The following is a 15,663-nucleotide window of genomic DNA, read 5'->3' as shown; positions in this document are numbered from 1 at the left end:
CTTCCATGTGTAAAATTTATAATTCAATTGTCTCCATAATCTTTTTCAATGAATCTGCAGATTCCTTAAGCTTTAACGCTTCCTCGCCACTTAAATTAATAGGTATATCAGACTCAATACCATCTGCACCTACAATAGCTGGCATACTTAACGATACTCCGTCAATATCATATACTCCATGAATCATGTGTGATACAGGAAGTATTGATTTTTCATCTCTCATAATCACTTCGCAGATTCTTTTTACAGACATTGCAATTCCATAATATGTAGCGTGCTTTTTGTTTATAATCTCATAAGCACTATTCTTGACTGCTGTAGCTATTTCTGCCGTGTTTTCCTTGTGCTTGTAATGTCCACGCATTTCACACATTTCACTTAATGGAACACCAGATACATTGGCTGATGACCATGCTACAACTTCGCTGTCTCCATGCTCACCTACTATAAATGCATGAACACTCCTGCTGTCCACAGATAAATGCTCACCAAGCTTATATCTTAATCTGGCACTATCTAACACAGTACCCGATCCAATAACCCTGTTTTCTGGAAGTCCTGATAACTTTATGGCTACCTGAGTCAGGATATCTACCGGATTCGCAACTACAAGCATGATACCTGAAAAATTTCTCTTTGCTATTTCAGGAATGATTGACTTAAATATTGCTACATTTTTATTTACGAGATCAAGCCTTGTCTCTCCCGGTTTCTGTCCGGCTCCGGCAGATATGACAACAATTGCAGCATCAGCCACATCATCATAATCTCCGGCATATATTTTCATCGGACTCGCAAATGGAATACAATGACTGATATCCATCGCTTCTCCTTCTGCCTTGTTCTTATCTGCATCGATAAGGACAATCTCTGTAAACAAGCCACTCTGCATCAGAGCAAATACCGATGCAGAACCAACAAAGCCACAGCCTATCATTACTGCTTTTTTTGAATTAATCACTTTCTTCTTCGTAATAATCTCATCCCCTTAATAATTCTCTTCATGTACTTCAAAATAGCTCTGTGGATGATTACATACCGGACATACTTCAGGCGCCTTAGTTCCTACCACAATATGTCCGCAGTTACGGCATTCCCATACCTTAACTTCGCTCTTTTCAAATACCTGTGCAGTTTCAATATTCTTAAGAAGTGCACGATATCTTTCCTCATGGTGCTTCTCAATCTCACCTACTTCCCTGAATTTTGCTGCCAGCTCAGGGAATCCTTCTTTCTCAGCTGTTTTAGCAAAGCCTTCATACATATCTGTCCACTCATAATTTTCGCCTTCTGCCGCTGCCGCCAGGTTTTCCTTTGTATCACCAATTCCTGCTAATTCCTTGAACCACATCTTTGCATGTTCTTTCTCATTATCTGCAGTCTTTAAAAACAATGCTGACATCTGCTCGTAACCTTCCTTTTTTGCTACAGAAGCAAAAAAGGTATACTTATTTCTTGCCTGTGATTCCCCTGCAAATGCCTCCTGTAAATTCTTCTCTGTCTGTGTTCCTGCATATTTGTTTGCTGCCATCTCTTTTACCTCCGTTTTCTTTACTACTTTTTCTCCCTACATTTCGGGCAAATGCCTTTAAATGAAATATCATAATCCACAAATTCAATTCCATGAGTGTTATGAATTCTTTCCAGCAAATATAAATTCATACACTTCATTTGCCGTAACGTGTCTTCTCATTTCGTATACGGTATTTCTTACAAGATCTTTTTGAATGGTATTTCTCCTACTTGTCATTCGTCCTCCTTATTAGGATTAGTTCTTAATAAGGATTATATACTACTATCATCCTGTTGTCAATAAAAGTAGTAATAATTCTCATTATTATAAAACTACCAAACCAAGCATCTTTTACCTGAATAACTATTTTATTTTGCGTTCAAATACATATTCTGAATCTGAAGATAAATCAGACCTAAACGAATATCCGAGTCTGTCAAATTTCTGAATCTCCACCGGATTTTCAATATTATTTTCCGCTATGAATCTGACCATTTCACCACGAGCCATCTTGGCATAGGTACCTTTTGTTACCAATTTATCTCCGGATAACTCACAAAATACAATCGTAATATATCTGTCCTGTGGTGTCAGATACTTTTCTATACATTTTGAGTATTCTTTTGATGCAAGATTAATGATAATCCTACTGTCATCGATTACTGAGCGGTATAACAAGTCTCTCCAGTACTCATACAGATTTTTTGTATCTCCAATTCCAACCTTTGCCTGCATTTCAAGACGATAAGGAGTCACACCATCCATTGGTTTTAAAATGCCATAAAACGCAGACAGGATTCTTAAATGATTTTGCAAATACTCAAACTGCTGGATTTCAAACACAGATGGTGCCATATATTGAAATGCAATCCCTTCATATGCCAAAACAGCCGGAGTAAGCCTGTTATAAAGATCCATATTTTCCAATCTGTTAAAGTTCTGCTCTGCAATCTTGTCATTACATTTCCAGATAGCTTTCAGTTCTTCTTTTGATTTGCTTTTCATCCAGTTTAATACTTCTGCTGTCTTATCAATATAGACAGGCAGTTCAACCGGTGCTAAGTTATCGGTATCTACAATCATCTTTTTTGCAGGTGATAAAATAATCTTCATTATGCCAATTCCTTAAGCATATTTTCAGGATCATCTGCCGCCTTGACTTTATCATTTGCCTTTATAATGATTCCCTGCTCATCAATAAGATATGTAGTTCTTACTACACCCATAGATACTTTTCCATAATTTTTCTTTTCTTTCCAGACATCATATGCTTCAATAACTTTACGATCCGGATCTGCTAATAGCGTAAATGCCAGTCCGTATTTTTCTTCAAATCTCTTGTGAGACGCTACAGAGTCCTTGCTTACTCCAAGGATCACCGCACCTTTTTCGGTAAATTGAGGATAACGCTCTGAAAAACCACATGCCTGTTTTGTACAGCCTGGCGTATTATCCTTTGGGTAAAAATATAAAATTACTTTTTTACCTAAATAATTACTTAATTTATGCATTTCTCCATTCTGATCCGGCAATTCAAAGTCCGGTGCTTTTTTTCCTACTTCTAACATATTTTATTCCTCCACTTCTTTCAATTCCATCTGTTTTCTTGTCATCTTATTGCCAGAAATCATTTTATGACCAGAATAGACTGCCATAATCATGCATATCAGAGAGCCAAACGCAAAGTATTTGTGTGCTGCTTTTAACCCTTTATATCCTGTATAAAAAGTTCCAACCATTGTAACTATTGCTCCGATTGACCAATATTTATGTGCTTTCATTTTATACCTCCAAATTGATTAAGCTGTTTCCAAAATAAATATCTCTGGATCATTAACAATATTATACATTCCATCCATTACTTTCGACAAGCAGGGAAAAAATAATCAATCCAAATACAAAAGGATGTATCACGATAATTCTGGCATTACCTTGACGCATCCTTTCGTGTTGTATTTTTTTATTCTTCTTAATGACAGCTATGGCTTCCACATCCATGCTCACCACATGTATGTCCTTCCCCATGGTTGTGCTCATGGTGAGAACACTTCACATCCGGATTATACTCAAGTGTTTCATTGATAAAAGCTTCTACCGCTTTATCTGCATCTCCTGAAACTCCTCCGAAAAGCTTAATTCCTGCTGCCGCTAATGCGGTCTGAGCACCTCCTCCGATTCCACCGCAGATCAAAACATCGGCATTTAAGGCATTAAGAACTCCTGCCAATGCACCATGTCCGCTTCCATTCGTATCTACTACTTCTGAATGTAGCACTTTTCCTTCCTCTACATCGTAAATCTTAAATGTCTCTGTGTGTCCAAAGTGTTGGAAAATCTGTCCATTTTCATATGTTACTGCTATTCTCATGATACCTTCTCCTTTTTCTACTGCATATTTTTGATAAATCTCCTGTTTGTAACATCCTCCAAAGCTGCAGTCGCTGCTCTGACCGTCACAGATTATGAAATCCCCGCCCTCAATTTTAAGCGGATGTCCATCAATGAGAGCATCTGCTATTTTCTTTCTGGCAATCTCGTAAATCCGTTGGACCGTCGTTCTTGCGATCTGCATAGATTCTGCACACTGCTCCTGACTGTAACCTTTCTTGTCCAAAAGACGGATTGTCTCGTACTCATCTACCGTCAGAACAATGGGCGTTTTTTTCTCAGTATCATCTGCCGGAAGAAATTCTAAAACATTGGGGAAATGGCAAACTTTTCTGCATTTTACTGGTCTCGGCATAAACTGCTCCTTTCTCGCTTTTCTTATATAATAGTCCTATAAAAGGCATATGTCAATAACGTTTTTGACATATGCCTTTTATGAATCACCTTATAATATTACTTCTTTTCATTATTTTTTAATTTACAGATACCCTGCGTCATTGTTCCCATTGGACAAAATGTACACCAGGTTCGTGGCTTATATAACACCATTACAATCAACTCTAACAACAAAAATGTAAGCATCAAACTATAAAATCCAAAACTAAACTGTGCCACCCAATCAGCTACTGTTCCGGCAGTGTATGTCCATCCCCACGGAACACGGAAGGTCCAGAATAATTTGATGGCTTCACGCAAGGATGATGCTCCGGCACCAACTAAATATGTCTGAAATGTCCAGATTACAAACATTACAAGCAACACCATTCCTAAAGTCAATAATTTCTTTCCATTTCTGTTCATCTTATCTAACCTTCCTTTTGCTTTATTGCCGCGAGGGTCAAATATCACAGGTATTTGACTGCCTAATGGCTGATCAGAAGGTAACATACTCTACAGAAAATAGTAAGAATCGTCCTGTCACATGTACGATACGGATCGTGTCATACTTACAATTGTCCAAATCTGTGGCATTCATTAATCTGTTCTATCAAAATACCCCTGTAATTTATTCACAAATCGTCCAATATGTATTCCATCCACAAACGAATGATGTACTTGTACCGATATTGGTATCATAATTCTTCCATTTTTCTCATAATATTTTCCCCAGTCTTTTACCTATTAAGATTAGGGTGTCAAAAGACGGCTCACAATTTAGTGGCTGGCAACTTGCACAAAGCCGGGACTACTTTTGTGACTTTGGGAGAAAATTAGTAAATCTTAGTCTGGCTGTTCATATATAGTGTTTTGCTGCCATGGACGGCAGCAAAAGTCTTAATGCCCCATGGACGGGGCGTTTAAGACGTACACGTCACTCTATCACAGCCTGACTCAGGCAGACTTAGATTTTCTTATTTTCGTACAACGGAACAAAATAGACTCGGCTTTGTGTAATTTGCTGATCAAAAAACCGGAAACATCCAGCCCTCCCAGCCTTCTGTTCCGGTTTTTCACACGATCCCTATATTCTATTAATGCCGATTAATCCTCAACGACACTCATATCTACTGTTACTTTATCTAAGTGCCAGATGTCATCCACATATTCCTGGATGGTTCTGTCTGATGAGAATTTTCCTGAATTTGCAACATTTAAAATTGCACTCTTTGCCCAGCCTTCTTCATCTTTATATGCTTCCATCACACGTTTCTGCGCTTCTGCATAGGAACGGAAATCTGCTAAGATGAAATAGGTATCTGCAAACTGTGTACACTGTGTATTCAGCAGTGAGTTATACAGATCACGGAATAACTCCGGATCATTTGGTGAATAGAATCCGTTGATCAGTTCCATTAATACCTTGCGGATATCCTGATCCTGATTGAAAATATCCATCGGATTGTAATCACGTTTCTGCTCATGCTCAATGACTTCATCGGAACTCATACCGAAGATAAATGCATTCTCTTCTCCGACTTCCTCTACGATCTCTACATTGGCTCCATCCATAGTTCCAAGTGTTAAAGCACCATTTAACATAAACTTCATGTTACCTGTTCCTGAGGCTTCCTTACTTGCTGTAGAAATCTGCTCAGATACATCTGCTGCCGCAAAGATCCACTCTGCAATCGATACCCTGTAGTCCTCAATGAATACAACTTTGATCTTTCCATTGATACTCGGGTCATTATTGATCACATCTGCAACGCTATTGATCAGTTTAATCGTTAGCTTTGCATTTTTATATCCTGCTGCTGCCTTTGCTCCGAAGATAAAGGTTCTTGGGTAGAATTCCATTTCCGGATGCTCTTTCAACTGATTGTACAGATACATCACATGAAGGATATTTAATAACTGTCTCTTGTACTCATGCAGTCTCTTAACCTGTACATCGAAAATAGAACGTGGGTCTACTTCCACTCCGTTGTGCTTCTGGATGTACTCTGCCAAACGCAGCTTGTTCTGGTACTTGATCTGCATGAACTCCTGCTGTGCTTTCTTGTCATCCGCATAGATCTCTAATTTCTTTAAATGTTTTAAGTTCGTAATCCAGTCCTCGCCAATCTTATTGCTTACCCAGTCTGCTAACAGTGGGTTTCCATGCATTAAGAAACGGCGCTGTGTGATACCATTGGTCTTATTGTTGAATTTCTGCGGGAACATCTCGTAAAAATCCTTTAATTCCTGGTTCTTTAAGATTTCTGTATGAAGTCTTGCCACACCGTTAACGGAATATCCTGCTGCGATTGCAAGATGTGCCATTTTTACCTGTCCGTCATAGACAATTGCCATCTTGCGGACTTTTTCCTGATTGCCCGGATATTTTTTCTCTATCTCAAGGATGAAACGTCTGTTAATCTCTTCTACGATCTGATAGATTCTAGGCAGTAATCTGGAGAAGATCTCAATCGGCCATTTTTCCAATGCTTCTGCCATGATCGTATGGTTTGTGTATGCACAGGTCTTGGTTGTGATCTCCCATGCCTCATCCCACTCTAAACCTTCTTCATCTAACAGGAGACGCATCAACTCTGCTACGGCTACGGTCGGATGTGTATCGTTTAACTGGAACGTTACTTTTTCCGGTAACTGATGAATGTCAGGATGATTCTTTTTAAAACGTGCTACGGCACGCTGTACGCTTGCAGATACAAAGAAGTACTGCTGTTTTAAACGCAGCTCTTTTCCTGCGATATGGTTATCGTTCGGATAAAGAACTTCTACTAAGTTCTTAGCAAGGTTCTCCTGCTCTACTGCTTTGTGATAATCTCCTTTATCAAAGGAATCTAACTCGAAGCAGTTCATCGGCTCTGCATCCCAGATCATCAGAGTATTTACCACGTTATTACCATATCCGATGATCGGCATATCGTATGGTACGGCATTTACTGACTGATATCCTTCCTGAATAAAACGGGTTCTTCCGTTCTCACCTGCTTCTGCACGGACATATCCGCCAAATTTTACTTCACAGGCATGCTCTGGTCTACGCAATTCAAATGGATAACCGTCTTTTAACCAGTTGTCCGGTACCTCAACCTGAAAACCATCTTTGATCTTCTGTTTGAACATTCCGTAACGGTAACGGATTCCACAGCCATATGCTGCATAGCCCAGTGTTGCGAGGGATTCCATAAAGCAGGCTGCAAGACGACCCAGTCCACCGTTTCCAAGTGCCGGATCCGGCTCCTGATCCTCAATGACATCCAGATTCAGTCCCATCTCTTCGAGTGCTTCTTTTACCTGTTTGTATGCCTTTAAGTTGATCAGGTTGTTGCCGAGAGCACGACCCATTAAGAACTCCATGGACATGTAATAAACCATTTTCGGGTCCTGTTTATCAAAACTTCTCTGTGTTGCTAACCACTCATCAATGATGACATCTTTTACCGTAAAGGATACAGCCTGAAAAATCTCCTGCTGGGTTGCCTCTTTGATGGTTTTGCGGTACAGGTTCTTCACGTTGTCCTGTACATCTTTTATAAATTGCGCTTTGTCAAAAGTCTCATTATTCATAAGCAAACTCCTCTTTTATAATTGTTTACTGTGCCTTTTGAACACCAAGAAGAACTGTTTCTCCGTTAATCTTCCACTCCTTCTGATATCCGTCTGTCATTCCCTCTGTGACAGTATCTGCAAGGACTACTGTCTTGATATTTTCACCATACTTTTCAAAGATCTCGCCTACCTTGTCGGAACCGCTGTAGGTTACATGGATCCGGTCTGTTACCTCAAAGTCTGCTTCTTTTCTCATGGTCTGTAATTTACTGATGATCTCTCTTACCATTCCTTCTTCGATCAGTTCCGGTGTCAGATTCGTGTCAAGTACCACGGTAACCCCACCTTCACTGTCAGAAACATAGCCTTCTTTCTGTGCCATACTGATCAGTAAATCCTCTTCACATAATACAACCTCGTCGCTGATATTGTCAAGCTTGAGCGCCCCTTCTGCCTTGAGTTTCGCCATTGCCTGATTGCCATCTAAGGATGCTAAAGTCTGCTGGATCTGTTTCAAATATTTACCGTATTTTGGTCCTACGGTACGAAGCTGTGGTTTGAAGGTGTAGCTTGTAAATGCACTGACATCTTCTGTAAATTCCACGCTCTTTACATTCAGCTCATCTTCGATGATCTCAACAAAATACTCTGACAGTGCAAAATCTGCTTTGACATACATCTTTCCGATCGGCTGTTTTGTCTTAATGTTTGCTGTGTTTCTGCATGCACGGCCAATTACGACAATTTTTAAAACAGCTTCCATATTGTCTTCTAATTCTTTATCAATGTGCTGCTCATTTGCAACCGGGAAGTCACACAGATGAATACTTTCCGGTGCTGTCGGGTCCAGATTTCTGACAAGGTTCTGATAGATATCCTCTGTCATGAACGGGATCATCGGTGCTGCTGTCTTAGCAACAGTTACCAATGCGGTATACAAGGTCATATATGCATTGATTTTATCCTGCTCCATGCCTTTTGCCCAGAAACGGTCACGGCTTCTTCTGACATACCAGTTACTCATCTCATCCACAAAGGAATCCAATGCTCTTGCTGCCTCCGGGATTCTGTAATTTCCAAGGTTCTCATCGACCGTCTTAACCAGTGTATTCAGTTTGGACAATAACCATTTATCCATAACCGGTAATTTTTCATAGTCTAAAGTATACTTCGTTGCATCGAACTGATCGATCTCTGCATACAGTACATAGAATGCGTAGGTATTCCACAGTGTGGACATGAATTTTCTCTGTCCTTCCTGTACTGCTTTTCCGTGGAAACGGTTTGGCAGCCATGGTGCGGAATTAATATAGAAGTACCAGCGGATTGCATCTGCTCCGTACTGCTCTAATGCTTCAAACGGATCTACGGCATTTCCTTTGGACTTACTCATCTTCTGTCCGTTCTCATCCTGAACGTGACCTAAAACGATAACATTTTCATAAGGTGCTTTGTTAAATAACAGTGTGGACTCTGCCATTAAGGAATAGAACCATCCACGCGTCTGGTCTACTGCCTCGGAAATGAATTTTGCAGGGAACTGCTGCTCAAACACTTCTTTATTTTCAAATGGATAATGATGCTGTGCAAATGGCATTGCTCCGGAATCAAACCAGCAGTCGATCACTTCCGGTACACGGTGCATTTCTTTTCCACAATCCGGGCATTTGATGGTTACGGCATCAATGTATGGTCTGTGAAGCTCTACCTGTGCAGCATCCGGGTTTCCACTCTTTTCTGCTAACTCTGCGCGGCTTCCGATACACTCCTGATGACCACATTCACATTCCCATACGTTGAGTGGTGTTCCCCAGTAACGGTTACGGGAAATTCCCCAGTCCTGGATATTTTCCAGCCAGTCACCGAAACGTCCTTTTCCGATCGATTCCGGAATCCAGTTAACCGTATTGTTATTGCGTACCAAGTCATCCTTTACTGCGGTCATTTTAATGAACCAGGACTCTCTTGCGTAGTAGATTAACGGTGTATCACATCTCCAGCAGTGTGGGTAGCTGTGCTCAAATTTTGGTGCATCAAATAACAGGCCTTTTTCCTCTAAATCCTTTAACACCATTGGATCTGCCTTTTTGCAGAATACGCCTGCGTATGGTGTCTCTTCGGTCATTTCACCTTTTCCATTGACAAGCTGTACAAACGGAAGGTCATATTTTCTTCCTACCTGTGCATCATCTTCACCAAATGCCGGTGCAATGTGTACAACTCCGGTACCATCGCCCATCGTTACATAGGTGTCACAGGTTACATAATATGCTTTCTTATGCTGTTTTGCGATAATGTCTTTTGCAAAATCAAAGAGTGGCTCATACTCTTTATTTTCTAAATCACTGCCCTTATAGGTCTCTAAGATTTCGTAGGCTTTTACACCATTTTCCTCATCGGCAAGTTTTCCAAGAACGGAATCTAACAGTGCTTCTGCCATATAATAGGTATATCCGTCGCCTGCTTTTACTTTTACATAGGTTTCATTCGGGTTTACACAAAGTGCCACGTTTGAAGGCAGTGTCCAAGGAGTTGTCGTCCATGCCAGAATGTAAGCATCCTCATCTTTTACCTTAAATCTTGCAATTGCGGAACGCTCTTTTACGTCTTTATATCCCTGTGCAACCTCATGGGAGGACAGAGGTGTACCGCATCGTGGGCAGTATGGTACGATTTTGAAGCCTTTGTATAACAGCTTTTTGTCCCAGATCTGTTTTAATGCCCACCATTCGGACTCAATAAAATTATCATCATAGGTAACATACGGATTATCCATATCTGCCCAGAAACCAACGGTTTCAGAAAAATCTTCCCACATTCCCTTGTATTTCCAGACACTTTCCTTACACTTCTTGATAAATGGGTCTAATCCGTATTCTTCGATCTGCTCTTTTCCATCCAGACCTAAGAGTTTTTCTACCTCTAACTCTACCGGAAGTCCATGAGTATCCCAGCCGGCTTTTCGCGGAACCATCTTGCCCTTCATCGTCTGGTATCTTGGGATCATATCTTTGATAACACGCGTTAATACATGACCGATATGCGGTTTTCCATTTGCAGTCGGCGGTCCGTCATAGAAGGTATAGGTTTCTCCCTCTTTCCGGTTCTCCATACTTTTTTTAAAAATGTCATTGTCGCGCCAGAATTTTTCAATTTCTTTTTCACGCTCGACAAAGTTCATGTTAGTTGATACTTTGTTGTACATCTGTGTTCCTCCTATTATATTCACTACATAAAGTGGTTTCTTTTTTTATGCTTCGGATGCCAAAGCTATATTTTCAGATATCGTAGTAATTGGTACAAATCCAATATGGAAAGTTTCTTTTTGTGCAATGGAGATGAAACTCAAGACATCGTGAAGTCCACTGGCGAACACGATGTCTGTTTTTTGAGGTTCATCGGAATGTCCTGCACAAGGAAACTTGGAATATTGGATTTGTACCATATACCTATATAAAAATATAGCTTTGGCATCCGCACTTATAAAATAAAAAAACCCGTGTCCTGTAAAAGGACGCGAGCATATTTTCTGCGTTACCACCTGTTACCTTGTACTTAGAAGCCCTGCTCCTGCATACATGTTCTCCATAACGTGGAGACCTCCGTCAGCACCTACTGCCTGCCTTAAAAATAATCTCTTCCTAATATATACCTTCTATATATTTTTAATGCCGGGTTCAGGCTGCAACTTAGAAGTGATGTTCGTAATAATGGCTACTCATACCGGCTTTCACCTGCTCCGGCTCGCTGTCACTTTTGCCAATATCCTACTGTCTTCGTCATTGTCTTTTTAATTCTTTATCTGATTCGTTAGAATTATAAATCCTAACGGCCAGGATTGTCAACCGTTCCCTTGCATTTTTTCAGGAATAAAAGGACAAAATCGTTTTCAGTTCTTCTAACTTTCCAATCTCATAATCCGGCACGATCTCCTCTTCGACCTTTTTTCCAGATGGATGAAACCACACGGTCAGGATCCCGGCATTTTTTCCGCCCCGGATATCGGAAGTCAGACTGTCACCTAAGATCAGTGCTTCTTCCTTTTTAAAATCCGGAATCTGTGCGAAACATTTTTCAAAAAACTGCGGACTTGGTTTCTCGTATCCAATCTGTTCCGATAAAAATATCTTCTCTAAATATTTTTCAATTCCGGCACTTTGGATCCTGCTCATCTGCACTTTCACGGCTCCGTTCGATGCCAGATACAAATGATATTTTTTTGACAGATCCTCTAACAGTTCTTTTGCACCCGGAATAAAATAATGTCCTTCTCCTAAAAAATCCTCATACTTTTCTGAAATTTTTTTTGCATCACAGGACATTCCCACTTCCTGAAACAATATCTCATAACGCCTTACTAACACTTCCTCACGCGTCAGTTTTCCTAATTCTAATAGTTTCCACTGCGAAAGATTGATCTCACTGTAGCGATTTAGAATATGTTCCGTCGGCTTGATCCCCTCTTCACGCAGGGTTCTGCTCAAGGCAATCCGCTCCGCTTTCTTAAAATCAAATATCGTATCGTCTAAATCCAAAAATATGTGCTGTATCATGACCTGTTTTTTCTCCTGACTGTTTCCTATGTCGGCTCACAACTTTTGAAAATTATATCATGTTATCCCTGTTTTCCTCAACCATTCCTGCGAAAAACCAAATGCAACCTTGTAAAAATAGCAGAATGTGGTATAATTTCTGTTAATTAGACTGACAAGACAGCTTGCTGTCACAGCACAGACTACGGTCTGTACCACAAGAAAAAGAGAGGAGTACATGTTTTTTTCATGTAAATTATTATGAGTACATTAAACCTGACCCTGATGACAGATTTGTATGAGATGACAATGATGCAGGGATATTTCAAGACACAGAACCACGAAGTAGTTGTATTTGATGCTTTCTACCGCAACAATCCATGTGACGGCGGATATGCAATTTGCGCAGGACTCGATCAGGTCATTGAATATATCAAGGACCTTCATTTCGATGAAAATGATCTTGCCTATTTGAAAAGTCTGAACATCTTTGATGATGACTTCTTAGAGTACCTTGCCAACTTCCATTTTTCCGGCGACATTTATGCCATTCCGGAGGGAACCGTTATTTTCCCGCGTGAGCCGATCATTAAGGTGGTTGCTCCGATCATGGAAGCACAGTTAGTAGAAACAGCTATTTTAAATATTTTAAACCACCAGTGTCTGATCGCTACAAAATCAGCCAGAGTCTGCTATGCAGCAAAAGGTGACGGCGTTATGGAATTTGGTCTTCGCCGTGCACAGGGACCGGATGCCGGAACTTATGGTGCAAGAGCTGCCGTGATCGGTGGTTGTACCGGAACTTCTAATGTCCTCGCCGGACAGCTTTTTGATGTTCCTGTCAAAGGTACCCACGCACATAGCTGGATTATGAGTTTTCCGGATGAATATACGGCATTTAAGAAATATGCAGAATTATATCCGTCTGCCTGCATCTTATTAGTCGATACTTATGACACTTTAAAATCCGGTATGCCAAATGCCATCCGCGTCTTTAAAGAAATGCGTGAAGCCGGTATTCCTCTTACTTTCTACGGAATCCGTATGGACAGCGGCGACTTAGCTTATCTTTCTAAAAAAGTACGAAAAATGTTAGACGAAGCCGGTTTCCCGGATGCAGTCATCTCTGCTTCTAATGATTTAGACGAATACCTGATCGAGAGCCTGAAACTTCAGGGTGCTGTGATCACCTCCTGGGGTGTTGGAACAAACCTGATCACGGCAAAAGACAATCCTGCTTTTGGCGGTGTATACAAATTAGCTGCTATCCGGGATGAGAACGGTACTTTTATTCCTAAGATCAAGTTATCCGAGAATACGGAAAAAGTTACTAATCCCGGAAATAAGACGATTTATCGTATCTATGACAAGAATACCGGAAAGATCCGTGCTGACCTGATCTGTTTAGTCGGCGAAGTCTTTGACCCGGAGGAAGATATGACCATTTTTGACCCGAACGAGCCTTGGAAAAAGACACGTTTAGCCGGTGGAAGCTATACGTTACGCGAGCTTCTTGTGCCGGTCTTTAAAGATGGAAAATGTATCTATGAATCTCCAAGCGTTATGGAGATCCAGGAGATCTGTAACAAAGAAAAAGACACGATCTGGGATGAGACCAAGCGTTTTGTCAATCCGCATGAGATCCATGTAGATTTAAGTAAGAAGCTCTATGATCTGAAAAATGATCTGTTAAACGAACTACATAATTTACAGGAAGATTAAATTTTTTCCTGCCATTTTAAATCAAAAACCCCCGTGGTATGGTACGGATCTCCAATCGTCAGATTTCAGATTCGTATGATTACCATGGGGGCTTTCTTTTTCACTACTTATTATTTTTTATATGACTCTTTTATCAGAAGCTGTTTTCTTCTGTTTTTCTTTTGCCATTTTTCTGCCGACTTTTACTCTGCCTGCTTTTCAAATTCCTTTGCATAATGCTTTTTGAACCGCGGAGATAATATCCTCCGTATCTGCTAATGCGCCCTTTCCTAAATCTCCGCAGGCAAGTAATGCCTCACGCGGTTCGATCATCTTAACCCCGAACTCTGACAGTGTTCTGATATTGCGCTGTGTGATCGGATTTTCGTACATCGCAGTATTCATAGCAGGGGCAACCAGAATCGGAACGTTCCGGGTTGCTAACAATACCGTCGTCAACATATCATCTGCTATCCCTGCAGCAGCTTTTGCGATAAAATCTGCACTTGCCGGAGCCACCAGAAACAGATCTGCCTTCTGTGCAAGTGAAATATGTTCTACTTCCGAAGGCACATAAGGTGCAAACTGGTCTGTGTGAACTTTGTTTTTTGTCAAGGTCTGCATGGTCAGCGGTGTGATAAATTCCATGCCTGCCTTTGTCATGATCACATGAACGCTGTGTCCTTCTTTTGTCAATGTATTTGCAATATCGGCTGCCTTATAAGCTGCAATACTTCCGGTAACACCTAATATTATATTTTTCTTCATCTGTGTTCCACCTCACTGTATATTGTTTGAACAATTCCCTTTGCGATCTCCTGCTTCGTGTCAAAGGTCTGTATGTTTCTTTCCGGATCGATCAGATAACCACGATGATGGTTTTCATCAATCTCTGTCATATCATTCGCCAGTACAAAATCGCAGCGGTTTTTTACAAGTAAACGATGCGCTGTATCGAAAAGCTCCTCCACGGAAACCTGACTTAGCAGCTTAAAACCGATAATTACCGCCTGTGGTGCCATTTCCCGGAACATTGGAAGGATTTTCGGTGTCGGCTCTAACAAAAGTAACGGTGCTCCCATTTGTGAGGACAGTTTTCCTACCCCTTCCCGTAAATCGGTCTCATCCATTCCCTGTACGATTTTTTTCTGCAGATCACCTGTCTCTGCGCTCCGGTTCTCTAAATACTCTGATAAACTATCAATCGTTGATACCGAACGGACTTTGTAATCGCTGACTGCCATGCTGTGCACGACTCCATGGATCACATATTTTTTTGTAAGCTCTGTTACAGCCTCCTGCAGATCCGCAACGCTCTGTATTTCCACACAGGTTACCCGCTTTGATACCGGGCGGATCGAGTCCTTTGCACAGACATAAAATATATGGCCTGTCCAGTCTGCCTCTGCTAATTCATCCGCGACCAGACTTCCTAGTCTGCCGGTTCCCGTATTTGCGATCCTTCTGACATTATCGATCGGTTCGCTCGTTCCTCCGGCTGTAACAATTATATTCATTGATCTTTCAGTTATCATCCTATGCTCCTAATCTGATGCCTTTGTCCAAACATTCTTCCATACAGGTACTGTT

General features: G+C 40.9%; 13 protein-coding genes and 2 pseudogenes. 1 reads left to right on the top strand and 14 read right to left on the bottom strand.

The features are described 5' to 3' along the window. Window positions 1–16: 16 nt before the first annotated feature. The 12 genes and pseudogenes from WMO43_RS06135 to WMO43_RS06080 form a co-directional block, all read right to left on the bottom strand. A complete protein-coding gene (locus tag WMO43_RS06135; RefSeq protein WP_353530616.1) occupies window positions 17–961 on the bottom strand; it encodes an L-lactate dehydrogenase in 945 nt (314 codons plus the stop codon). A gap of 27 nt (window positions 962–988) precedes the next feature. Then, complete coding sequence (gene rbr / locus WMO43_RS06130) at window positions 989–1,531, bottom strand: rubrerythrin (protein WP_353530615.1); 543 nt, start codon at window positions 1,529–1,531, stop codon at window positions 989–991. Window positions 1,532–1,554: 23 nt separating this feature from the next. Next, window positions 1,555–1,750 (bottom strand): annotated as a pseudogene (locus WMO43_RS06125) (hypothetical protein). A 126-nt stretch (window positions 1,751–1,876) separates the two neighbouring features. Then, window positions 1,877–2,626 carry a peroxide stress protein YaaA gene (gene yaaA, locus WMO43_RS06120; RefSeq protein ID WP_353530614.1) on the bottom strand — a complete coding sequence of 250 codons (750 nt, stop codon included), beginning with the start codon at window positions 2,624–2,626 and terminating at the stop codon, window positions 1,877–1,879. Continuing rightward, the gene (gene bcp / locus WMO43_RS06115) at window positions 2,626–3,081 is read right to left on the bottom strand and encodes a thioredoxin-dependent thiol peroxidase (protein ID WP_353530613.1); all 456 of its coding nucleotides are present in this window, start codon (window positions 3,079–3,081) and stop codon (window positions 2,626–2,628) included. The genes yaaA and bcp overlap by 1 nt, the downstream gene beginning before the upstream one ends. 3 nt (window positions 3,082–3,084) lie before the next feature. Continuing rightward, window positions 3,085–3,294, bottom strand: coding sequence for a DUF6219 family protein (locus WMO43_RS06110; protein ID WP_353530612.1), 210 nt, complete (start codon window positions 3,292–3,294; stop codon window positions 3,085–3,087). Between the two features lie 188 nt (window positions 3,295–3,482). Further along, window positions 3,483–4,256, bottom strand: coding sequence for a DUF134 domain-containing protein (locus WMO43_RS06105; RefSeq protein WP_353530611.1), 774 nt, complete (start codon window positions 4,254–4,256; stop codon window positions 3,483–3,485). 98 nt (window positions 4,257–4,354) lie between these two features. Beyond that, entirely contained in the window at window positions 4,355–4,702 is a 348-nt protein-coding gene (locus tag WMO43_RS06100) for a hypothetical protein (protein ID WP_353530610.1), read from the bottom strand. Window positions 4,703–4,876: 174 nt separating this feature from the next. Then, a pseudogene (locus WMO43_RS06095) lies at window positions 4,877–5,014 on the bottom strand (CatA-like O-acetyltransferase); the annotation flags it as partial. A gap of 369 nt (window positions 5,015–5,383) precedes the next feature. After that, the gene (locus WMO43_RS06090; protein ID WP_353530609.1) at window positions 5,384–7,858 is read right to left on the bottom strand and encodes a glycogen/starch/alpha-glucan phosphorylase; all 2,475 of its coding nucleotides are present in this window, start codon (window positions 7,856–7,858) and stop codon (window positions 5,384–5,386) included. A gap of 25 nt (window positions 7,859–7,883) precedes the next feature. Further along, entirely contained in the window at window positions 7,884–11,045 is a 3,162-nt protein-coding gene (gene ileS, locus WMO43_RS06085) for an isoleucine--tRNA ligase (protein WP_353530608.1), read from the bottom strand. 658 nt (window positions 11,046–11,703) lie between these two features. Continuing rightward, on the bottom strand, window positions 11,704–12,393 hold the full coding sequence (locus WMO43_RS06080; protein WP_353530607.1) for a YjjG family noncanonical pyrimidine nucleotidase: 690 nt from the start codon (window positions 12,391–12,393) through the stop codon (window positions 11,704–11,706). A gap of 240 nt (window positions 12,394–12,633) precedes the next feature. On the opposite strand from WMO43_RS06080, the gene WMO43_RS06075 reads away from it, so the two are divergent. Then, window positions 12,634–14,094 (top strand): nicotinate phosphoribosyltransferase, encoded by a 1,461-nt coding sequence (locus WMO43_RS06075; RefSeq protein ID WP_177962982.1) that lies wholly within the window; start codon window positions 12,634–12,636, stop codon window positions 14,092–14,094. 198 nt (window positions 14,095–14,292) lie between these two features. Here the strand turns inward: WMO43_RS06075 and WMO43_RS06070 are convergent, their stop codons facing one another. Beyond that, a complete protein-coding gene (locus WMO43_RS06070) occupies window positions 14,293–14,841 on the bottom strand; it encodes a flavoprotein (protein WP_353530606.1) in 549 nt (182 codons plus the stop codon). Beyond that, complete coding sequence (locus WMO43_RS06065) at window positions 14,838–15,608, bottom strand: phosphopantothenoylcysteine decarboxylase domain-containing protein (protein ID WP_353530605.1); 771 nt, start codon at window positions 15,606–15,608, stop codon at window positions 14,838–14,840. The genes WMO43_RS06070 and WMO43_RS06065 overlap by 4 nt, the downstream gene beginning before the upstream one ends. Window positions 15,609–15,663: the final 55 nt, after the last annotated feature.

It is taken from the genome of Maccoyibacter intestinihominis, assembly GCF_040096355.1.
Lineage (GTDB): Bacteria > Bacillota > Clostridia > Lachnospirales > Lachnospiraceae > Maccoyibacter > Maccoyibacter intestinihominis.
Note: the sequence above shows the minus strand (reverse complement) of the source record. Positions and strands in the feature narration are given on the sequence as shown.